This window comes from Kribbella orskensis (genome assembly GCF_004342085.1).
GTDB classification, from domain to species: Bacteria; Actinomycetota; Actinomycetes; order Propionibacteriales; family Kribbellaceae; genus Kribbella; species Kribbella orskensis.
The window spans coordinates 257,436-277,463 of the sequence record NZ_SLWM01000008.1 but is presented as its reverse complement, the minus strand read 5'-3'; the positions used below and the strand labels follow the sequence as shown (position 1 = coordinate 277,463).

The window sequence follows — 20,028 nt, the reverse complement described above, 5'->3', positions numbered from 1 at the left end:
TCCCCTCAGAACATGTACGTCGAGTTGATGATGGCGCCCTTGCGCGCGTAGTGGATCAGCGCGTCCTGGACGTCCAGCGGGTGCGTCGGGATGACGCCCTCGATCAGGTCTTCCTCGCGGGCGCCGTGCAGGGACAGCCCGAACCGGCAGCAGTAGACCTTGCCGCCCTCGGCGATGAAGGTCTTCAGTGACTCGTTGATGTTGTGCTCGCCCGGGAAGGCCGAGTTGCCCGTGGTCGGGAAACCCCGGGTGGCCAGGCAGTTCAGCGATCCCGGACCGTAGAAGTAGATCGCGGACTCGAAGCCCTTGCGCTGCGCCCGGGTCGCCTGCAGGATCGCGACGAAGCTCACCGACGACTCGTGCGCGATGCCGTGCACCAGGGTGAAGTAGGTCTCGCCGTCCTCGGCCTGGTAGTCCGGGAAGACCTTGGTACCGCCGTAGATGCTCGACCCCTGCGGCAGCGACGGGTGCGGGATCTCCTCGAGGCTCTTGGTCTCGAGCTCGGTCAGTTCGGCCAGTTCGGGCATGACTTCTCCTTGCGGGGTTGGGGTGAATCAGTCGTAGAGGTGGCTGAAGGTGCGGTGGAAGACGTGGTCGGCGAGCTCGCCGTCGCCCATCGCGGCGCACATCCGGGCGAGTTCGCCGGCGTGGTCGCCCCATGGCTGGTCGCTGGCGAACAGCACCCGGTCATGGCCGAGGCCGCGCCGCTCGATCTCGGCGGCGAGCCAGGCCGGCGCGAACCCGATCGCCCAGGACAGGTCGGCGTAGACGCGCCTGCCGGACTCGATCCAGTCGAAGAAGCGCGACCCGATCAGCTTGATGTGGCCGCTCATCCCGCCGCCGAAGTGGACGAGGTGCAGCGGCACCCGGTCGGCGTACGTCTCGACCAGGTGACCGACGTGGTCGATGTCGGACGCGGCGCCGGCCGAGGTGCCCGGCCCGGATCCAGTCGTCGCGGGACGCTGCCTCGACCACGAGGTCGTTGAAGGCGAAGGAGACCGCGACGTCGGGCACGCCGTAGTTCGGGATCACCAGCGCTCGGTCGGTGCCCTCGGCATCGAGGTCGGCCAGCAGCTCGTCGATGGTGGCGCGGGCGGTGAGGTCGGGATTGACGGGCGGACCGCCGTAGAAGGGATAGGCCGGGAGGACACCGAGGTGCCGATGTGCGTCTGATGTCGACATGTCGATTGCCTTACGCAACAGTCTTCTCCGACCGCGGGAGGCCGGCGATCCAGCGGACGCCGGTCTGCATCCGACGCTGCACGATCTGGTCGCCGAGGTACGCCGCGTCGGCTGCCACGCCACCGAACCGCCCGGATCCCCAGGTGTGCTGCCAGGGCAGGCCGACGAAGTAGAGGCCGGGCACACTCGTCACTCCCCGGCGGTGGGTCGGGTAGCCGCGGCCGTCGAAGACCGGGACGCGGATCCACGAGTCGTCGCGGGAGAATCCGGTGCTCCAGACAACGGCGCTGATCTCCTGCAGTGGCAGCTTCTCGGGCTCAACCGACGGTTGCCAGACCGGTTGATAACGGGATTCCCCCGGCGCCTGGATCCCGCGCGCCCCGATGAAGGCGTCGATGGAGTCCTTGATGCCTTCGGACACCGCATCCGCATGATCGAGGTTCGTCCGGAGATCCGTTGCGAAGTGCAGGTCGCTGCCGCCGATCGCGACCAACCGGCCGTACAGATTCATGCCCTCGAGGGCGAACCGGCGCAGGTCGATGTCGCGGCCACCGTCGCGGCCTGTGACATAGTGGTTGACCCGGAACCGGACGGCGTCGACGTCGTCGAACTCCTCGATTCCCTTGACGTAGTAGCCCATCTCGTCGAGCCACGCCACCACGTCGCGACCGCGGTAGAACCTCGCCACTCGTGGCGCGCTTCCCGTCACGAGGTGCACCTGCCGACCGGCGAGGTGGAGGTCCTCGGCGATCTGGCAGCCGGACTGGCCGGTGCCGACGACAACCACCTCACCCGCCGGCAACTGCCCGGGATTGCGGTACTGCGAGCTGTGGAGCTGGAGGACTTCACCGGGGAGCCGTTCGGCCATCCGGGGGATCTTGGGGCGCTGGTACGGGCCGGTCGCGATGACCATCTGGTCGGCAGTGATCGTGGCCGCGTCAGTGGTCAGCTTGAACCCCTGCGGGTATTCCTCCAGGTTGGTCGCCCGGATCCCCTCCGCCAGCGGTACGTCGAAGCAGCGCGCGTAGTCCTCCAGGTAGGCCACGATCTCGTCGCGGACCATGAACCCGTCGCGGTCGGCCCCGGCGTACGGGAATCCGGGGAGGTCGCACTGCCAGTTCGGTGTCACCAGGCAGAAGGAGTCCCAGCGGCGGTCGCGCCATTCGTTCGCGACCCGGTCCGCCTCCAGGACCACGTGGTCGATGCCCCGCGCGGTCAACTGCCAACTGGTCGCCAGCCCGGCCTGTCCGCCACCGACGACCACCACGGCGTAGTGCGCACCGTCGCGAACTCTGACCTGCGGCATGTCGGCTCCCGGGAATCGGTCCTGCCTGGATGTCATCCAGTGAAGGACCGCCCGATTGCCGGCCGATTGCCTCCGGAACAAACTCCCGTTTCCGAATCACCCTCCCAGGTTTCGGGTGGGTAACCACGAGAACGATCAGGCGCGGTCGCCTGGTCGCTCACTACAGTGAGCCGGAAGGACGGGAGGGACGACCCATGGCCGGCTGGGACGACGTCGGGAAGATCGCCCTGAACCTGCGGAGGCCACCCCTGGCGAGGCCCACGAGGGCTCGCCGGCGTACGACGTCGCCGGTAGGCAGTTCGCCCGGCTCCGCTGGGACGAGGGCCGGGAACTCCTGCAGTTCTGGGCCATAGACCGAGAGGGGTTGGCGGCGAGCAACCCCGAGGCCTATTCGCTCTCGAAGGCTTTCCCCGCGGCCGTTTTCGCCTGGCTCGACCAACTGGACACCGACGAAGTCCGCGAGATCATCACCGACTCCTGGCGCGCCCGAGCCCCCAAGCGCCTGGTCAAGGCGCATCCCGAGGTCAGCTGAGGCCGAGGAGGTCCAGGGACCTCTCGCGCATCTCCACCTTGCGGATCTTGCCGGTGACCGTCATCGGGAAGTCGTCGACGAGGAGGACGTAGCGGGGGATCTTGTAGTGGGCGAGCTTGCCGGTGGCAAAGGTCTTGAGGCCGGCGGCGTCGACGGGGTCGGCGCCGTCCTTGAGCTTGATCCAGGCGCAGAGTTCCTCGCCGTACTTGTCGTCCGGTACGCCGATCACCTGGACGTCGGCGATGTCCGGGTGGGTGTAGAGGAACTCCTCGATCTCGCGCGGGTACACGTTCTCGCCGCCGCGGATCACCATGTCCTTGATCCGGCCGACGATGTTCACGTAGCCGTCCTCGCGCATCACCGCCAAATCCCCGGTGTGCATCCAGCGGGCCTGGTCGATAGCCTCGGCGGTCTTCTCCGGCGCGTCCCAGTAGCCGAGCATCACGGAGTACCCGCGGGTGCACAGCTCGCCGGTCTCACCGCGCGGAACCACCAGCCCGGTGCCCGGGTCGACCAGCTTCACCTCGACGTGCGGCATCACCCGGCCGACGGTCGACGTACGGCGGTCCAGGTCGTCGTCGCGGCGGGTCTGCGTGGACACCGGCGAGGTCTCGGTCATGCCGTAGCAGATCGCCACCTCGGCCATGTGCATGTCCGCCACGCACCGCTTCATCACCTCGATCGGGCACGGCGACCCGGCCATCACGCCGGTCCTGAGCGAGGTCAGGTCGTACGACTCGAAGTCCGGCAGGCCGAGCTCCGCGATGAACATCGTCGGTACTCCGTACAGCCCGGTGCAGCGCTCGTCCTGGACCGCCTTCAAGGTGGCCGCGGGGTCGAACGCCGGGGCCGGGATCACCATGCACGAGCCGTGCGTAGTACAGCCGAGGTTCCCCATCACCATGCCGAAGCAGTGGTAGAAGGGCACCGGGATGCAGAGCCGGTCGTCCGGGCCGAACCCGATCGTCTCGGTGACGAAGTAGCCGTTGTTCAGGATGTTGTGGTGCGAGAGGGTCGCGCCCTTCGGGAACCCGGTGGTCCCGGACGTGTACTGGATGTTGATCGCGTCGTCGAAGCTCAGCTGCGCCGCTCTCTCGTCGAGTTGCTCCTGGCTGACCGCTGAGGCTGCGGAGACCACCGCGTCCCAGTCCGGCGTACCGATGTAGACGACGTCTTCGAGCGCGGCGCTGTCAGGCCGGACCTCGTCGACCATCTTGCGGTAGTCGCTGGTCTTGAACTCGGTGGCGGAGATCAGCACCTTCACACCCGACTGGTTCAGCGCGTAGGCCAGCTCGTGGGTCCGGTAGGCCGGGTTGATGTTCACCAGGATCGCGCCGATCGCGGCAGTCGCGTACTGACTGATCGTCCACTCGGCGCAGTTCGGCGCCCAGATCCCGACCCGGTCCCCCTTCGCGATCCCGCGCCCCATCAACCCGCGCGCGAAGGTGTCCACCGCGTCCCCGAACTCGGCGTACGTCCACCGCCGCCCGCTCGCGACCTCGACCAGCGCCTCCCGGTCCCCGTACTGCGCGACCGTCCGCCTGAGGTTCTCCCCGATCGTCTCCCCCAACAACGGCACCTCGGAAACCCCGGACGCATAAGAAGGCAGCCTCATCCCGCCATCGTGACCCCCCGCCGCCGACCCCGACAAGGGCCGACGCCCCGATTGTTCACTTGAGTGGGCATATGACCTCTCAAGTGGTCATATACCCGTTATAGTGGTCAATGAGAGAGGTGAGCATGATGCAGTTCTCGGAGCCGATATCGACCGTTTTCCCTGGACTCCACGGGCGAGTTCTCAGTGTGCTCGCCCAGACCGACACGGCGTTGACCGGCCGAGCCCTGGCAGGCCTTCTCCACTCGCCCGCCAGCCCCAGCGGCGTCCAGAAGGTGCTGGACGACCTGGTCCGCAACGGCGTGGTCAGTTCCGAACCGGCCGGCCGGGCAAAGCTCTACACCTTGAACCGGGATCACATCGCCTCCCCTGCGATCGAAGAACTTGCGAACCTCCGCGACCGGTTCGTCGGTCGCCTGCGGGCCGAGGCCGAGAACTGGGAGATCTCCGCTGCCGCAGTCTGGTTGTTCGGCTCCACCGCACGCGGGCAGGGTGGAGCAGACAGCGATATCGACATCCTGGTCGTACGCCCGGACGACATCGCCGAATCCGATCCCCAGTGGTTGCTGCAGGTCGAGACCCTTGCCGAGCACACGACCCGCTGGACGGGCAACCCCTGCGAGATCGTCGAGTACAGCAGTCGCGAACTGAATCAACTCGTCCGTCGCGGAGAACGCCTCGTCACCGAGCTCCGCCGCGACGCTCTCCCCGTCGCCGGCGCACCACCCCGCCAGACCCTGAACCGGAAGACTGCTTGATGACTGACATTCCCGCTCCAGATCCGAACAGATCTTCGATTTCGGGGAAACTGGATGTGGACGGCAAGCAATGTCATGACCAACTCTCCGTGTGGCGCGATCGCGGAGCGTGGTGGAGTGGTTACGCTTGTAGGGAGGGGTGTGAGGCATGGGTTGGTCGACCGAACGGCATGCCCGCAGCGAGTGTCCGCCTGGCCGCACCGCGGAGGCGGCGCAGCGATCCGCTGCGGTGGCCGACCGTGTCCGGGCACTGCAAGGCGTGCTGGCCGCCGCTCTTGGCACCGAGGTGCGGGGCACCGATCTGCAGAAGTTGAAGCGCGTACCTCGCCGGGCGCCGCCGGCTGTGCCGCAGGCGGATCTGGTATCGCGACCGGGGCCGGTGTGGGCGGCCTTCGCGCCACCTCGTCCAAGGCCGGTCGTGCGTTGGTTCGGCGGAGAACGGCGGTATGCCCGGCGGCTGACGGAGGCCGAGGACAGGTTCGCCGAGGCGATCGAGCGGCACCGGGCCACCGAGGAAACCCGCCGCACCCGGGTCGCCCGGGCCATCCGGGACCAGGCGGAGCGGCAACGCCGTCTCGACGACGCCGCCGCTGAGCAGCACGCGCGGATCGACGAGTACCAGCGCGCCGTGGAGTCCCGCGACCGGCGTGCGGTGAGCCGGTACTTCCAGAAGGCGCTCGACCGGGCTGCCGAGCCGCTCGACTTCCCGCGCCGCCGCAGGGCCGGCTACGTGCCCGAGTCCACCCTGCTGGCGCTGGAGTGGGACCTGCCGGACCTGACCGTCGTACCGGCCGAAGCGGCGTACCGATATGACAAGGAGAGGGACTCGGTGGTCCCGGTACCGCGGCCGGACAAGGAGATCCGGCTGCTCTACCAGCAACTCGTGGCCCAGCTCGCGCTGCGGGCCTTGCACCTGGTCTTCGGCAACGACCGGTACGGCGTGGTCGAGACGGTGGTCTTCAACGGCATGGTGGAGTCGGTGGACCTGGCGACCGGGCGCGCGGTGCGGCCGTGCCTCATCACGCTGCGGGCGACCCGCCAGCAGTACCAGGCGCTCGTGCTCGACCAGCTCGACCCGGTCGCGTGCGTCCGGCACTACTTCGCCGCGGAGGTCTCCCGGCACCCCGAGGAGCTGCAGCCGGTCGAACCCCTGCTGGACTTCGACCTGGCGGATCCCCGCACCATCGAGCCGGTCGACGTACTCAGCGAGATCGACAGCCGGCCCAACCTGCTGGACCTCACCCCGGACGAGTTCGAGCACCTGGTGCACAACCTGCTGACGCGGATGGGCCTCGAGGCCCGCCTGTTCCGTCGTGGCGGCGACGGTGGAATCGATTGCGTAGCCTACGACCCGAGGCCCATCACCGGCGGCAAGTTCGTCGTCCAGGCGAAGCTCTACACCCGCACCGTGCCACCCTCCGCGGTGCGGGACCTCTTCGGTACCGTGCTCGACGCCGGGGCGACCAAGGGCATTCTGATCACCACCAGTGGCTTCGGGCCGTCCAGCTACCAGTTCGCCAACGGCAAACCGCTGCAACTGATCGACGGCACCGGCCTGCTGGCCCTCTGCCACCAGCACGACATCCGTGCCCGGATAGTGCCCCGCGCTAGCTGATCGGCGACGCGTAGACCAGCAGCTCCGTGCCGGTGGCTCCATCGCCACCGGGTTGCGGGTGACCGAGTGCCCGGCCGTTGAGAAGGCAGGGAACGGGATCTCGTGCAGGATCCGGTTGTGGGTCCTTCAGGTCGAGCAGCGCCAGGCCGCCGAGCGGCGCGAGGTGGCGGCGGGGTGCCAGACTGGCCCGCATGGACTCTGGGATCACCGTCACCGGGACCGGTCAGGCCACCGCGCCGGCCGATGTCCTCCGCCTCAACCTCAGCGTCGGGCACGATGCCGCCGACGTGGCCGCCGCGGTCGCGCAGGTGGCCGAGCGGACCGACGCCGTGAACGCCGCGCTGCGCGCCCAAGGTGTCGCGGAGACCGACATCTACACCAGCTCGGTGAACGTGTATCCGCAGTACGCCGACTCGATGTCCGTGGCGGGCTACCGCGCGTCGCACTCGATGATTGTGACGACCAAGGACCTGACCGGGTTCGGCCGGCTGCTGAACGCGGCGGTGGATGCCGCGGGCAACAACCTTGGGCTGGACCACCTGCAGTTCGACGTGGAGGACAAGCGGGCGCTGATGGACCGGGCGCGCGAGCTCGCGTTCGCGCAGGCCCGGAAGAAGGCGGACCAGCTCGCCACGCTGGCGGGCCAGTCGATCGGCTCCATCGCCGCCGTCTCCGAGACCTACGGCCACGCGCCGATCCGCGAGATGCTCTTGTCCGCCAAAGCCGGCGACGGCTCCGCCCCCGAGCTCTCGGTAACCCCCGGCGAGCAAACCATCGAGATCTCCCTCGAAATCCGCTGGTCCTGGGCCTGAACCCCAACGCTGGAAGGCATGCGCGACAGGAATCGGGGCTGAGACCTCGGTCACCGTCCGCGCGGGCCTCTGGTGGTGCTGCCCCTTCCCACCTCTACGCTATGGCCGGGGTGAGCGGGGGCCGTCTTGGTGGCGACCGACCCCCTTTGTCCGACCAGGAGGTCATCCCGTGGTGAACAAGCGTTCTCTCTTCTCTTCTGCCCTTGCCGCAGGGCTCGCGCTGGTGCTCGTCGCCTGCTCGGGCGACTCGGACGACGCCGGTTCGCCGGCTCCGAGCACCAGCACCTCGTCGACGCCGCCGCCCAGCTCGACACCGGCTCCTTCGACGCCGGCGAGCACCCCGTCCGCTCCGGTCGCCAAGCCGCGCACCGCGGCCGAGCTGACCAAGGCGCTGCTGGCCCTCGCCGATCTCCCGCCCGGCTTCCAGATCGAGCCGAACGAGGAGGACGACGGCACCAGGCTGACGTCCAAGGACCCGAAGTGCGCGAGCCTGGTCCGGCTCTTCAACGCCAAGACGGCGCCCGGCTCGAAGACCGAGGTCATGCGGGTCTTCTCCGGCGGGCAGGAAGGGCCGTTCATCCAGGAGTCACTGGACGCGATGGGCACACCGGCTGCCGCGACCACTCTGCTCGCCACCACCCGGAAGGCGATCGAGTCCTGCCGCAAGGCCTCCATCACCATCCCCGGCGCGGGGACGTCCCCGGTCTCGGTCACCGAGGTCGCTCCGCCCAAGGCGGGCACCAGCCCGGTGGCGGCCCGGTTCGCCGCGGCGAGCGGTCCGCTGGAGGGCTTCGAGATCACCTTCGTGTTCGCCGGCCTCGGTGACGTGGTGCTCAGCATGGCCTTCGACAGCTCGGCCGACATCGAGGAGCCGACCAGCGACGCCGCCGCGAAGGCCACCAAGGTTCTGGGCACCGCCAAGACGGGCACCTGAGTCGTCTCATTTTCAGACAGACGGCTGAACCGTCCGTCACCTGGTACACACTCCTCCCATGTATGCACCGGCACCGTTGCGTCGTCAGCTGAACCGTTCGGGTCTGCTGCTGCTCGGCCCTGCCTTCGTGGCGGCCGTCGCGTACGTCGACCCCGGCAACTTCGCCACCAACATCGCGGCCGGGGCGACGTACGGCTATCTGCTCTGCTGGGTCGTGGTCGGCGCGAACCTGATGGCCGTGCTGGTGCAATACCTGGCCGCCAAGGCGAGCATCGCCACCGGTAGGACACTGCCGCAGCTGTGCCGCGACCACTTCAGTCGCTCCACTTCGACCGGGCTGTGGGCGCAGGCCGAGTTGGTTGCCGTCGCGACCGACCTGGCCGAGGTGGTCGGCGGCGCGATCGCGCTCAACCTGCTGTTCGGGATCCCGCTGCTGCTCGGCGGGGTGATCACCGGGGCGGTCTCGTTCGCCCTGCTGATCTACCAGTCGAAGCGCGGTCAACGCCCGTTCGAGGCGGCCATCATCGGGTTGCTCGCGGTTGTCCTGGTCGGGTTCGTGGTCTCCACCGTCCAGTCGCACCCGTCCGGCTCCGGGATTGTCAGCGGTCTCGTCCCGCGCCTGGACGGCACCGAGTCGCTGGTGCTTGCCGCCGGCATGCTCGGCGCGACCGTGATGCCGCACGCCATCTGGTTGCACGGTGCCCTGGTCACCGACCGGCACTGGAAGTCCATCCGCTCCACCTCAGGAAAGCAGCGTGTACTCCGGGCCACGCGGCTGGACGTGGCGGTCGCCATGGCTCTGGCCGGCGCGGTCAACCTCGCGATGGTCGTCCTGGCCGCGGCCGCCCTCGAGGGCACCGGCGCCGACTCCCTCGAGGCCGCCCACACCGCGATCGGGGACCGCCTCGGCGGTCTGGCGGCTCTACTGTTCGCGCTCGCGTTGCTCGCGTCCGGCTTCGCCTCGTCCTCGGTCGGCACGTACGCCGGTTCGGTGATCCTCGAAGGCTTCTGGAAGCGGCACATCCCGCTCGCCGTGCGCCGGCTGATCACGCTGCTGCCCGCGCTGGTGGTCCTCGCGATCGGGATCGACCCGAGCCGGGCGCTGGTCGTCTCCCAGGTGGTGCTGAGCTTCGGCATCCCCTGCGTCTTGTGGCCGTTGGTGCGGCTGACGGCGTCCAAGCGTGTCATGGGTGCCCTTGTCAACCGGTGGCCGACTACTCTCACCGCATGCCTGGTAGCGACCGCCGTCACGGCCCTCAACGTCGTACTGATCGTACTGACGCTGCAGGGGTGACCCCCGCGTGACCGCGACGTACGCGGTCAGTGACGTCCACGGTCATCCGGAGAAGCTGACCGCGGCGCTGCAGGAGGCCGGCCTGATCGACGCCGAGGACAACTGGTCCGGCGAGGACGCCCGGCTGTGGTTCCTGGGCGACTTCTTCGACCGCGGCCCGGACGGCATCGGAGTACTGCGGATGGTGCGCCGGCTGGCCGAGCAGGCGGCCGACGGCACCGGCGAGGTCCACGTGCTGCTGGGCAACCACGAGATCCTGGCGCTCGGGATGCGCAAGTTCGGCGACACCTTCGTGCCGCACGAGGGGATCACCTCCCGCAGCTTCGAACGCAGCTGGGCGCTGAACGGCGGCCAGGACCGCGACCAGGAACTGCTCACCGACGAGGACGTCGCCTGGCTGATCGACCGGCCGATGCTCGGGCTCGACGCGGACCACCTGCTGATGCACTCCGACACCGAGGAGTACCTCGCGTGGGGTAACTCGATCGAGGAGATCAACGCCGCCGCCCGGTCCGACCTGCACAGCGACAGCATCGTCGTCTGGTGGGAGATGTGGCGCCGGATGACGTCGCGGTACGCGTTCCGCGGCGAGGCCGGCCCGGTGATCGCGGCCGAACTGCTGGAACGCCTCGGCGGCCGGCGGATCGTGCACGGCCACAGCATCGTGGCGGACCAGCTCGGCATCGACCCGGCGTACCTGACCGGTCCGCTGCTGTACTCCGACGGCCTGGCGCTGGGCATCGACGGCGGCACGTTCGACGGCGGCCCCTGTCTCGTCGTCAAGCTGCTGCCGATCTGATACCGGCGAGCTGATTTCCGCCGGGCCGGAATGCGCTGCCGGCGGGCGCGGTTGTCGAGATGTGAAGAGAGTCGATCTCGCACGTCTTGGGAGTTGAGATATGTCTGACAAGCCGGTCAAGATTCCGGGTCCTGACCACCCGATCACGGTGCAGAAGAACCCGGACCGAGTGGTCGTGAAGGTCGCGGGCCAGGTCATCGCGGACAGCCGGGACGCGCTGTCGCTGCAGGAGGCCAGCTATCCGGCCGTGCAGTACATCCCGCGCAAGGACGTCGACATGACGGCCCTGGAGCGCACCCCGCACGAAAGCTACTGCCCGTACAAGGGCGACGCGTCCTACTACAGCGTCATCCCTGGCGGCGAGAAGACCGTGAACGCGGTCTGGACCTACGAGCGCCCGTACGACGCGGTCGCCGACATCCGGGACCACGTCGCGTTCTACCCGGACCGGGTGGACTCGATCGAGATCCTCGCCGACTGAACTCCTGATCGGGCTGCACATCTGCGCGGGGGATGTGCAGCCCGATTCGCGCGTTTCAGGCCTTGAGGAACTCCATCAGCACAGGTGCGAGAACCTCCGGCGGCACCACGTGGTGATGACCGTCCAGCTCGACCAGCCGACCGCCGGGCAGCGCCTTCGCGACCTTCCGGGCTGCCTCGGTCATGAAGGGCGGGCTGACGGATCCGCAGATCACCAGACCGGGCTGCGTCACCTTGCCGAGCCGCTCGAGCGGCACCACCCCGCCGGGTGCCCCGTTGTCCATCACCGCGAAGTCGTAGGCCAGCGTGTGGGCGACCTCGGCCATCCCGGGCGCACCGGCCATTCCCGCGGCATCCTCCGCCGGTATCTCGGCCATCGTCAGGAACGCCTCGACCGCCTCCACCCGCCGGTTCTCCGCCAGCAGCCGGACCACCGTCGCGCCGGCCTCGTCCGACTCGCGCTTCGACTCCTCGTCGTCCTCCCCGTACGGCGGCTCGTGCAGAACCACCTTGGTGATCGGCAGCCCACTCGCCGCAGCCGCGACCACCAGGGCCGCTCCCGACGAGTGCCCGTACACGACCGCAGTACCGCCTAGTGCCGTGATCAGCGCGCCGAGATCCTCGACCTCGCGAGCGACGGCGTACGAGTCGGTGTCCCCGCTGTCGCCCCGGCCGCGGCGGTCGTACGAGACGACCGTGAAGTTCGGTGCCAGCGCCTCGCCCAGCGGCCCGGTCGACGCCCGAACGCAGAGCGCTCCCCCGACCAGGATCACCGGCTCACCGCTGCCCGACCGCTCGTACGCGATCGGCGTCCCGTCCGCAGACCTCACTGTCAGCATGTCCGTCCTCCTCCCGCAGGGGCGTGCGCCCCTGCACAGACGACGTCGGCGCCGCTCACCGGATCTCGACATATTCGCTTGTCGCGTGCGACGGCGGCTGCTTCACTGCCAGTGATGAGTATCCTTTCCAGAGTCGACGACTACCTGCACGCGGCCCCGTTGTCCGGGGCGACCGGGCAGCAGGTGGGACCGTTCACGCTCTTCCGCTCGACCACGATCTGGCCGTACTACGCCCGCCCGATCCCCGGCTCGGGCGCCACGATCCAGCCCGGCGACGTCGAGAAGGTGCGGGCCCGCAACGACGAACTCGGGCTGCCGTTCAGCCTCGAGTGGGTCGTCGACACCTGCCCCTCCCTCGGTCCGGCCGCCGCGGCCGCCGGACTCGAGGTGCGCGAGCACCCCTTGCTGGTGCTCGACCGGGCGGACTTCAAGCCGGTGACCGTCGCTGTCGAATGTGCGATCCTGCCCGCCGTCGAGTCCGTACTGCGGGAGGCCCGCGCCGTCGCCTCGGTAGGCTTCGGAACTCCCGGTACCGCGATCGGCGACGGCGGCCCGGAGGCCCGTGATGCCAACCTCGCCGAGATCCCCGACGAGACCGCGGCCGCCTTGCTCGAACGGGCGCAGGCGGGGGTCTCCATCACCGCCGGCGCCTACGACCACCGGGGGATGCTCGCGAGCGGCAGCCACCAGCCGGTCGGCGACGCCACCGAGATCGTCGGAGTGGCCACGTTGCCGGCGATGCGCAGGCAGGGACTGGCTGCCGCGGTGACGAGTTGTCTGGCCGAGCACGCCTTCGCGAGCGGGATCGACCTGGTGCTGCTGTCCGCCGACAGCGACGCCGTTGCCGCCGTCTACGAGCGGGTCGGCTTCCACCGGATCGGCTCTGTCGGCGCCGCCGAACCTGCCCCCAAGTAGGCCTATCCTCCTGCGGGTGGCTGCCACTGGAACCCCGGAGTCGAAGCTCATCGTCCTGCGGGGGAACTCGGGTTCCGGGAAGAGCAGTACCGCCCGGCTGCTGCGGGAACGCCTCGGCCGTCGTACGGCCTGGGTCGAGCAGGACCAGATCCGCCGGATCCTCTTGTGGGAAAGGGATCGGCCGGGCTCGCCGAACATCGGCCTGATCGACGCGAACACCCGCTACGCCCTCGACCACGGGTACGACGTGATCGTGGAAGGGATCTTGGACGCGGGCCGCTACGGCGAGATGCTGCGGACCCTGACCTCCGACCACCAGGGGCTGACGCGGCATTACTACTTCGACATCCCCTTCGAGGAGACGCTGGCCCGGCACGCCACCCGCGAACTGGCCAACGTCGTCGGCAGCGACGCGATGCGGTCGTGGTACCAGGCGCTAGACGTGCTGTCCGGGGTCGGCGAGGAAGTCATCGACAGGCACAGCACTCTGGAGCAGACGGTCGAACGGATCCTGGCCGACCTCGGCTGGAAGCCGGGCGACACCCGGGAGCTCACCGACTAGCTGCTTTTGTCCTTTTGTCCCAAGGTCCGACCGCCGCTCCGATCCGGGGCTGGAAAGCGCATTGCAGGGACAAGAGTTCGGCGGTCGGTCGTGTGCACTGGGGCGGGGGCCGTACCGTTGGAGGGATGAGCAATTCCGAGCGGACCCGCCCACGCACCCTCGCCGAGGCACTGCGCAGCTGGGACGACGCTGCCCTCGGCCAGTTGCTCCGGCACCGGCCAGACCTGGCAACACCGATCCCGGCCGACACCGGCCAACTGGCGGCCCGTGCGACCACCAACGCTTCCGCGGCCCGGGCCATCAACAGGCTCGACGAATTCGGCGTCGACCTGCTGGAAGCCCTGTCCGCACTACCCGAACCCGTAGACGTCGCAGCCCTGGCCAAAGGTGTCGACCAGCCCGTCGAGGTGGTCCAGCCGCGGATCGCCGAGCTGCTGGCGCTCGCCCTGGTCTGGGGAAACGAGGACGACCTCCGTCCGATCCGGGCCGTGCACGAACTGCTCGGGCCGACACCGGCCGGGCTCGGCCCGATCACCACCCGGCACTTCGGTGACCTGGACCAGCTGATCGAGGACGCCGGGCCGGAAGCTCGCGAGGTTCTCGCCAAGCTCACCTGGGGACCGCCGACCGGCTCTGTCGAGAAGGCCGAGCGCCCGGTGACCATCGCCTCCGCTCGTACTCCGGTGGAGCAACTGCTCGCTCGCGGGCTCGTAGTACCGAAGGATCCGAGCACTGTCGTGCTGCCGCGGCAGATCGGGCTGCACCTTCGTGGTGGGCGGGTACTGGCGTCCACTCGGCCGACACCGCCTCCGCTCGATGGCAAGCAGGTGTCGGCGTCCATTGCCGACCGTGCCGCCGCCGGCGCCGCGCTGGACCTCGTGCGCCAGGTCGACCGCGCACTCGAGCAGCTGGGCACGGAACCACCGCCGGTACTGCGTACTGGTGGCATCGGCGTACGGGAGCTCCGCAGCCTGGCCACCAAGATCGGTGCCGACGAGCCGGCGGCCGCCGCCGTACTGGAGATCGCGTACTCCGCTGGGCTGGTCGCAGCGGTCGAGGTGGGGACGACAGAGTTATGGCTCCCCACTGGTTCGTATGACGACTGGCTGGAGCTGGATACCGCTCATCGGTGGGCCGCGCTGGTCAACGCGTGGTTCACCGGGCTGCGGGCGATCGGGTTGATCGGTCGACGTGACAGCGGTGGTGCGACTGCCGCTGCCCGCGAACGACTGGTGAACGCACTGGCTCCGGATCTGGAGCGACTGTTGGCTCCGGAGATCCGGCAGCTCACCCTGCGCGCTCTGTCCGAGGCAGACCCGGGAACAGCGCCCGCGAGCGAGTCCGTCGTCACCTGGGTCGCGTGGCACCGCCCGCGCCGGGGCGGCCAGTTCCGGGACGACCTGGTCGAATGGACCATCACCGAGGCCGCCCTGCTCGGCCTCACCGGGCTCGGGGCTCTGGCGTCCCACGCGCACGTGCTCCTGAAGGACGAGCCAAGCGTTGACGACCTGGCCGCCGCGATCCAGCCGCTGGTCCCAGAGCCCGTGTCGGAGGTGCTGCTGCAGGCCGACCTGACCGCGGTGGCACCCGGGCCGCTCGTCCGCGCAGTACAGGATGAGCTGGCTGCGATGGCTGATGTGGAGTCGCATGGTGGGGGCGGCGTGTTCCGCTTCAGCGAGGGCTCGGTGCGCCGTGCCTTCGACCTCGGGCGAACCAGCGACCAGCTGCACAAGTGGCTGGCCGAGCACTCGCGCACGCCTGTCCCGCAGCCGTTGACCTACCTGATCGACGACGTCGCGCGCCGGCACGGAGTACTGCGGATCGGCGCAGCGTCGACGTACCTGCGGTGTGACGACGAGAACGTGCTGACCGTGTTGCTGAGCACGAACCTGCCGGGCATCCGCTTCCGGCGACTCGCGCCGACCGTGGTGGTGTCGCCGTCACCGCCCGACCAGGTGCTGAGCCGGCTGCGCGAAGCCGGGCTGGCTCCGCTCGGGGAGACCTTCGACGGGGTCGTCCACGTGACGACCGCAGGCAACCGCCGCGGCGAGCCACCGCGTCGCCGTACCAGCCGGGACTTCGCCGACAACACGGTCGAGCTGTCCGAGGACCAGGTGCATGCCGTCATCGAACGCGTCCGCGCCGGCGATCGCGTAGCCGCCGAACGCCCGGCCGAACACACCTCCGGCGACACCACCGCCCCCGCCGAAACCATCAGCATCCTCAGCGAAGCCGCCGAGGGACACACCCGCACCTGGATCTCCTACGTAGACCACAACGGCAACTCCGCCGAACGCATCGTCGAACCAGTCCGCGTAGCCGACGGCTGGCTGACCGCCTACGACGAAGCCGCCGACCAACCCCGCACCTACGCCCTCCACCGAATCGCCGCCGCCCGCCCCGTCGACAGGTAGTTCCCAACCCGCTGAGGTCCCCCGGCGCGGGCCTGACTCCCGCACCCGCCCTCAGCTGATCCTGATCGCCCGAGCACCAGGTGGGTGCGCGGCCGATCCACCCGGTGCCACAGACAACTCCATCACCTCGGGCAGTTCCGGACGCTCAGCTGGTGCATTAGGTGCGGCCTCGGACACCAAGTCGGGACCTCGGACACCACACGACCTGTCCCAGGTCCCCACAAGGTGTCCCCAGCCCCCACAACTGCACCGGCACCGGGTGCCACAGCCCCCAGAAGGTGTCCGCGGTCCCCACCACCGCACGCCGCCGGGCCCCAGGCCGGCGATCGGCGTCCCGATGACGGGTCGTTCGGCCACTGGCGCCTTACAAGCCGCCAGCCGGCCAACAACCATCCAGCGGACCCGGACATGAGCCACAAGTCGCCGAGCAACCGCCAGCCGGCCAACAACCTGCCAATGGTCGAACAAACCGACAGCACCAGCCCCCGAATCGGTACGGCCACCACCCGGACTCATGGCGGGAGGCCGGTGGTTTGGCGGGAGCGGGCACAATGGAGGGTCGGGCGGAGATCTTCGCCCGTAGCTGCTGACGGGAGATCTCGCGGTGACCGACGGTCCGTTGATTGTTCAGTCCGACAAGACGTTGCTGCTGGAGACCGCTCACCCGGACGCCACCGACTGTAGAAAGGCCATCGCGCCGTTCGCGGAGCTGGAGCGGGCGCCGGAGCACGTGCACACCTACCGGCTGACGCCGCTGGGGCTCTGGAACGCCCGGGCCGCCGGGCATGACGCCGAGCAGGTCATCGACGTACTGCTCCGCTACAGCCGGTACCCCGTGCCGCACTCGCTGCTGGTCGACATCGCGGAGACGCTGGACCGCTACGGGCGACTCAGGCTCGAGAAGCACCCGCAGCACGGTCTGGTGCTCGTCACGACCGACCGGCCGGTGCTCGAGGAGGTACTGCGGTCGGCCAAGGTGAAGCCGATGATCGGGGCGCGGATCGACGACGACACCGTGCTGGTGCACCCGTCCGAGCGTGGCCACCTGAAGCAGACGCTGCTGAAGATCGGCTGGCCGGCCGAGGACCTCGCGGGGTACGTCGACGGCGAGGCGCACAAGATCGACCTGGTCAAGGACGGCTGGGACCTCCGGCCGTACCAGCAGCAGGCCACGGACGCGTTCTGGCACGGCGGCTCCGGCGTCGTGGTGCTGCCGTGTGGCGCGGGGAAGACGATCGTCGGGGCGGCCGCGATGGCGCAGGCGTCGGCGACCACGCTGATCCTGGTGACGAACACGGTGTCCGCGCGGCAGTGGAAGGACGAGCTGCTCAAGCGGACCACGCTGACCGAGGAGGAGATCGGCGAGTACTCCGGCGCCCGCAAGGAGATCCGCCCGGTCACGATCGCGACGTACCAGGTGATGACGACGCGGCGGAAGGGCGTCTACACGCACCTCGAGCTGCTGGACGCGCGCGACTGGGGCCTGATCGTGTACGACGAGGTGCACCTGCTGCCGGCCCCGATCTTCCGGATGACGGCGGATCTGCAGACCCGGCGGCGGATCGGGCTGACCGCGACCCTGGTCCGCGAGGACGGGCGCGAGGGCGACGTGTTCTCGCTGATCGGGCCGAAGCGGTACGACGCGCCGTGGAAGGACATCGAGGCGCAGGGCTGGATCGCGCCGGCGGACTGCGTCGAGGTCCGGGTCGACCTGGAGCAGACCGAGCGGTTCGTCTACGCGACGGCCGAGCCCGAGGACCGGTACCGGCTGGCCGCGTCGACGCCGGCCAAGGCGAGGCTGGTACAGCGGATCGCCGAGCACCACAAGGGTGAGCCGATGCTGGTGATCGGGCAGTACATCGACCAGCTCGACGAACTCGGTGAGCGGCTCGAATGCCCGGTGATCAAGGGCGAGACGACGGTCAAGGAGCGGCAGCGGCTGTTTCAGGCCTTCCGCACCGGCGAGATCAACATGCTCGTCGTCAGCAAGGTCGCGAACTTCTCCATCGACCTGCCCGAGGCGTCCGTCGCTGTCCAGGTCTCCGGCACCTTCGGCTCCCGCCAGGAAGAGGCCCAGCGTCTGGGCCGCGTACTGCGTCCCAAGGGCGACGGCCGCACCGCCCGGTTCTACTCGATCGTCGCCCGCGACACCGTCGACGCCGAGTTCGCCGCCCACCGCCAGCGCTTCCTCGCCGAACAGGGCTACGCCTACACCATCGTCGACGCCGAGAACCTCTTCACCAGCTGACCACCCGGCCTCCCCGCACCTGGGGGATCGGCTGCAGGCAAAGTCCGGGAGATTTGGGGGATCTCAGGGCTGGCGGTCCGGCTCGTCTTCAGGGCCGGACGGTGACTGGCTCGCCCGGACGTCCTGATCGTTGCCTGAGGCAAGGTCTTCGCAGGGGATCAGCGGGCAGCCGGCTCGCTTCAGATAGGAGCCGGCGCCGCGGTCCCCCGTGGCGGCCGCCTTCGCCTGCTCCCAGTGCACCCGCCCCATCAGCACCGGGTGCCCGGCCCTGCCGTTGTACCCCGCTCGCGCCAGTGCCGCGTCGCCGGGGCCGCCTGCCGCGACGACCCGCCGTACGATATCCGGTCCGACGTCCGGCATGTCCACCAGGTGCACGAGGGCAGCTTCCGCCTCGGTCGTCGCGGCCCAGTCCAGCCCCGCACGCAGCGAGGCGGACATCCCTACCGTCCACTGGGGCGACGGCACGATCACGACGGCCTCGTCCACCAGCAGCGCCGAGACCTCGTCGGCCGCCGCTCCAACGACCACAGCGATGGTGTCGCACCCACCCGAGCGCAGTACGCGGGCGGATCGCACCACCCACGGCACACCGTCGGCATCGCGGACCAGCGCCTTCGGCTGCCCCATCCGTGTCCCGGCGCCGGCTGCGAGCAGTACTCCGAATGGCTTCATGGCAGCACAGTCTCGCGCAGGTGTGATCCGACAGCCATCCTGGAATGACCCGCGGGATTCGGGGGTTGGGTTGAAAGAGGGTTGTACGCCGACACGCAGAGGGGGGTGATGGGCCGGTCACGAAGCGTGGTTCGGGGGTTGCCCAGGGCAACATCAGGGTTCAGCCTGGGCCAAACCTGACGCTCCGACCGGTACCGTCGAGGGGTATGGGGACACACGCACTGGAGCAGGTGGAGCTGGCGGGGGAAAGGGGGCGGGCCTCCTCGAGGCCCGCGCCGGTGGTGTGGAGGGTGGTACGAGAAGTAGTCCTGCTCGCCACCCTCTTCGGTGTCTACAGTGCGGGCCGGCAGTTCGCCGGGAAGCACACGGGGTCGGCGTTCGACCATGCACGCGAGGTGCTCTCCTTCCAGCGCTGGATGCATCTGCCCGACGAGGCGACGATCCAGCACGCGGCGCTCCAGGTGCCGCACGTGGTCGAGGGATCCAACCTGTACTACGCCTCGGTGCACGCGCCGCTCACCGCCGCGGTGCTGCTCTGGCTGAGTATCTGGCGCCCGAACGCCTATCCACGGGTTCGCTGGACGATGGTCTCGCTGACCGGCCTCGCCCTGATCGGCCACATGGTCTTCCCGCTGGCGCCGCCGCGGATGATGCCCGGCTTCGTGGACACCGGCCTGCGGTTCGGCCAGTCGGTGTACGGACCGGACAACTCGAGCGGGGTGGCGAACCAGTTCGCCGCGATGCCGAGCCTGCACGTCGGCTGGGCAGCGCTGATCGCCCTGTCGATGATCCTGATCACCCGGACCAAGTGGCGCTGGCTGTGGTTGCTGCACCCGATCATCACGTTCGGCGTGGTGGTGGTTACGGCGAACCACTACTGGCTGGACGGCATCGTGGTGCTGATCCTGCTCGCGATCAGCCTGCCGCTGCTGCTGCGGCCCGGGCTGCGCAGCGACACGCCGCGAGCCAAGGTCCGCGACCGGTCCCGCGGCAGGGACGGCGACGGGGATAATTCGGTTTCGCCGGAGCTGGCGCTCAAGTAACGTGGCGG

General features: G+C 69.2%; 21 protein-coding genes. 14 read left to right on the top strand and 7 right to left on the bottom strand.

All coding sequences use genetic code 11. The features are described 5' to 3' along the window. Positions 1 to 5 precede the first annotated feature (5 nt). Entirely contained in the window at positions 6 to 527 is a 522-nt protein-coding gene (locus tag EV644_RS23335; RefSeq protein WP_132190819.1) for an MSMEG_0572/Sll0783 family nitrogen starvation response protein, read from the bottom strand. 27 nt (positions 528 to 554) lie between these two features. Beyond that, complete coding sequence (locus EV644_RS45480) at positions 555 to 866, bottom strand: amidohydrolase family protein (protein ID WP_199239956.1); 312 nt, start codon at positions 864 to 866, stop codon at positions 555 to 557. A gap of 40 nt (positions 867 to 906) precedes the next feature. Here EV644_RS45480 and EV644_RS45475 point away from each other — a divergent pair, with 40 nt between their 5' ends. Beyond that, on the top strand, positions 907 to 1,173 hold the full coding sequence (locus EV644_RS45475; protein ID WP_199239955.1) for a hypothetical protein: 267 nt from the start codon (positions 907 to 909) through the stop codon (positions 1,171 to 1,173). A gap of 19 nt (positions 1,174 to 1,192) precedes the next feature. Here the strand turns inward: EV644_RS45475 and EV644_RS23325 are convergent, their stop codons facing one another. Then, positions 1,193 to 2,488 (bottom strand): MSMEG_0569 family flavin-dependent oxidoreductase, encoded by a 1,296-nt coding sequence (locus EV644_RS23325; protein WP_132190818.1) that lies wholly within the window; start codon positions 2,486 to 2,488, stop codon positions 1,193 to 1,195. 202 nt (positions 2,489 to 2,690) lie between these two features. On the opposite strand from EV644_RS23325, the gene EV644_RS48285 reads away from it, so the two are divergent. After that, positions 2,691 to 3,020 carry an MmcQ/YjbR family DNA-binding protein gene (locus tag EV644_RS48285; RefSeq protein WP_500789596.1) on the top strand — a complete coding sequence of 110 codons (330 nt, stop codon included), beginning with the start codon at positions 2,691 to 2,693 and terminating at the stop codon, positions 3,018 to 3,020. Here the strand turns inward: EV644_RS48285 and EV644_RS23320 are convergent. Continuing rightward, positions 3,013 to 4,635: an AMP-binding protein gene (locus EV644_RS23320; protein ID WP_132190817.1), complete on the bottom strand. Its 1,623-nt coding sequence runs from the start codon at positions 4,633 to 4,635 to the stop codon at positions 3,013 to 3,015. The genes EV644_RS48285 and EV644_RS23320 overlap by 8 nt on opposite strands. Positions 4,636 to 4,760: 125 nt before the next feature. Between EV644_RS23320 and EV644_RS23315 the strand changes: the two genes are divergently transcribed. Further along, the gene (locus EV644_RS23315; protein ID WP_158293272.1) at positions 4,761 to 5,393 is read left to right on the top strand and encodes a nucleotidyltransferase domain-containing protein; all 633 of its coding nucleotides are present in this window, start codon (positions 4,761 to 4,763) and stop codon (positions 5,391 to 5,393) included. 148 nt (positions 5,394 to 5,541) lie between these two features. Next, entirely contained in the window at positions 5,542 to 7,008 is a 1,467-nt protein-coding gene (locus tag EV644_RS23310; RefSeq protein WP_132190815.1) for a restriction endonuclease, read from the top strand. Here EV644_RS23310 and EV644_RS45470 read toward each other — a convergent pair. After that, positions 7,001 to 7,201 carry a hypothetical protein gene (locus EV644_RS45470; protein ID WP_199239954.1) on the bottom strand — a complete coding sequence of 67 codons (201 nt, stop codon included), beginning with the start codon at positions 7,199 to 7,201 and terminating at the stop codon, positions 7,001 to 7,003. The two genes, EV644_RS23310 and EV644_RS45470, sit on opposite strands and share 8 nt — an antisense overlap. Between EV644_RS45470 and EV644_RS23305 the strand changes: the two genes are divergently transcribed. The 5 genes from EV644_RS23305 to EV644_RS23285 all read left to right on the top strand — a co-directional run bounded on the left by EV644_RS23305 (position 7,200) and on the right by EV644_RS23285 (position 11,328). Continuing rightward, entirely contained in the window at positions 7,200 to 7,820 is a 621-nt protein-coding gene (locus EV644_RS23305; RefSeq protein WP_132190814.1) for an SIMPL domain-containing protein, read from the top strand. The genes EV644_RS45470 and EV644_RS23305 overlap by 2 nt on opposite strands. A gap of 172 nt (positions 7,821 to 7,992) precedes the next feature. Beyond that, a complete protein-coding gene (locus EV644_RS23300; RefSeq protein ID WP_132190813.1) occupies positions 7,993 to 8,754 on the top strand; it encodes a hypothetical protein in 762 nt (253 codons plus the stop codon). Between the two features lie 58 nt (positions 8,755 to 8,812). Beyond that, positions 8,813 to 10,048 (top strand): Nramp family divalent metal transporter, encoded by a 1,236-nt coding sequence (locus tag EV644_RS23295; protein WP_132190812.1) that lies wholly within the window; start codon positions 8,813 to 8,815, stop codon positions 10,046 to 10,048. A gap of 7 nt (positions 10,049 to 10,055) precedes the next feature. Continuing rightward, positions 10,056 to 10,847: a metallophosphoesterase gene (locus EV644_RS23290; protein ID WP_132190811.1), complete on the top strand. Its 792-nt coding sequence runs from the start codon at positions 10,056 to 10,058 to the stop codon at positions 10,845 to 10,847. 100 nt (positions 10,848 to 10,947) lie between these two features. Beyond that, positions 10,948 to 11,328 carry a DUF427 domain-containing protein gene (locus EV644_RS23285; protein ID WP_132190810.1) on the top strand — a complete coding sequence of 127 codons (381 nt, stop codon included), beginning with the start codon at positions 10,948 to 10,950 and terminating at the stop codon, positions 11,326 to 11,328. A 55-nt stretch (positions 11,329 to 11,383) separates the two neighbouring features. On the opposite strand, the gene EV644_RS23280 is transcribed toward EV644_RS23285, so the two are convergent. Beyond that, positions 11,384 to 12,166 carry an alpha/beta fold hydrolase gene (locus tag EV644_RS23280; protein WP_132190809.1) on the bottom strand — a complete coding sequence of 261 codons (783 nt, stop codon included), beginning with the start codon at positions 12,164 to 12,166 and terminating at the stop codon, positions 11,384 to 11,386. A 114-nt stretch (positions 12,167 to 12,280) separates the two neighbouring features. Between EV644_RS23280 and EV644_RS23275 the strand changes: the two genes are divergently transcribed. The 4 genes from EV644_RS23275 to EV644_RS23260 all read left to right on the top strand — a co-directional run bounded on the left by EV644_RS23275 (position 12,281) and on the right by EV644_RS23260 (position 18,305). Next, entirely contained in the window at positions 12,281 to 13,081 is an 801-nt protein-coding gene (locus EV644_RS23275; RefSeq protein WP_132190808.1) for a GNAT family N-acetyltransferase, read from the top strand. 16 nt (positions 13,082 to 13,097) lie between these two features. After that, the gene (locus tag EV644_RS23270) at positions 13,098 to 13,643 is read left to right on the top strand and encodes an AAA family ATPase (RefSeq protein WP_132190807.1); all 546 of its coding nucleotides are present in this window, start codon (positions 13,098 to 13,100) and stop codon (positions 13,641 to 13,643) included. Positions 13,644 to 13,768: 125 nt separating this feature from the next. Beyond that, positions 13,769 to 16,057 carry a helicase-associated domain-containing protein gene (locus EV644_RS23265; RefSeq protein WP_132190806.1) on the top strand — a complete coding sequence of 763 codons (2,289 nt, stop codon included), beginning with the start codon at positions 13,769 to 13,771 and terminating at the stop codon, positions 16,055 to 16,057. Between the two features lie 604 nt (positions 16,058 to 16,661). Then, complete coding sequence (locus EV644_RS23260) at positions 16,662 to 18,305, top strand: DNA repair helicase XPB (protein WP_132190805.1); 1,644 nt, start codon at positions 16,662 to 16,664, stop codon at positions 18,303 to 18,305. A 63-nt stretch (positions 18,306 to 18,368) separates the two neighbouring features. Here EV644_RS23260 and EV644_RS23255 read toward each other — a convergent pair whose 3' ends face one another. Beyond that, positions 18,369 to 18,977, bottom strand: a complete 609-nt coding sequence (locus tag EV644_RS23255; protein ID WP_132190804.1) for a nucleotidyltransferase family protein — start codon at positions 18,975 to 18,977, stop codon at positions 18,369 to 18,371. A gap of 206 nt (positions 18,978 to 19,183) precedes the next feature. On the opposite strand from EV644_RS23255, the gene EV644_RS23250 reads away from it, so the two are divergent. Further along, positions 19,184 to 20,020 (top strand): phosphatase PAP2 family protein, encoded by an 837-nt coding sequence (locus EV644_RS23250; RefSeq protein WP_132190803.1) that lies wholly within the window; start codon positions 19,184 to 19,186, stop codon positions 20,018 to 20,020. Positions 20,021 to 20,028: the final 8 nt, after the last annotated feature.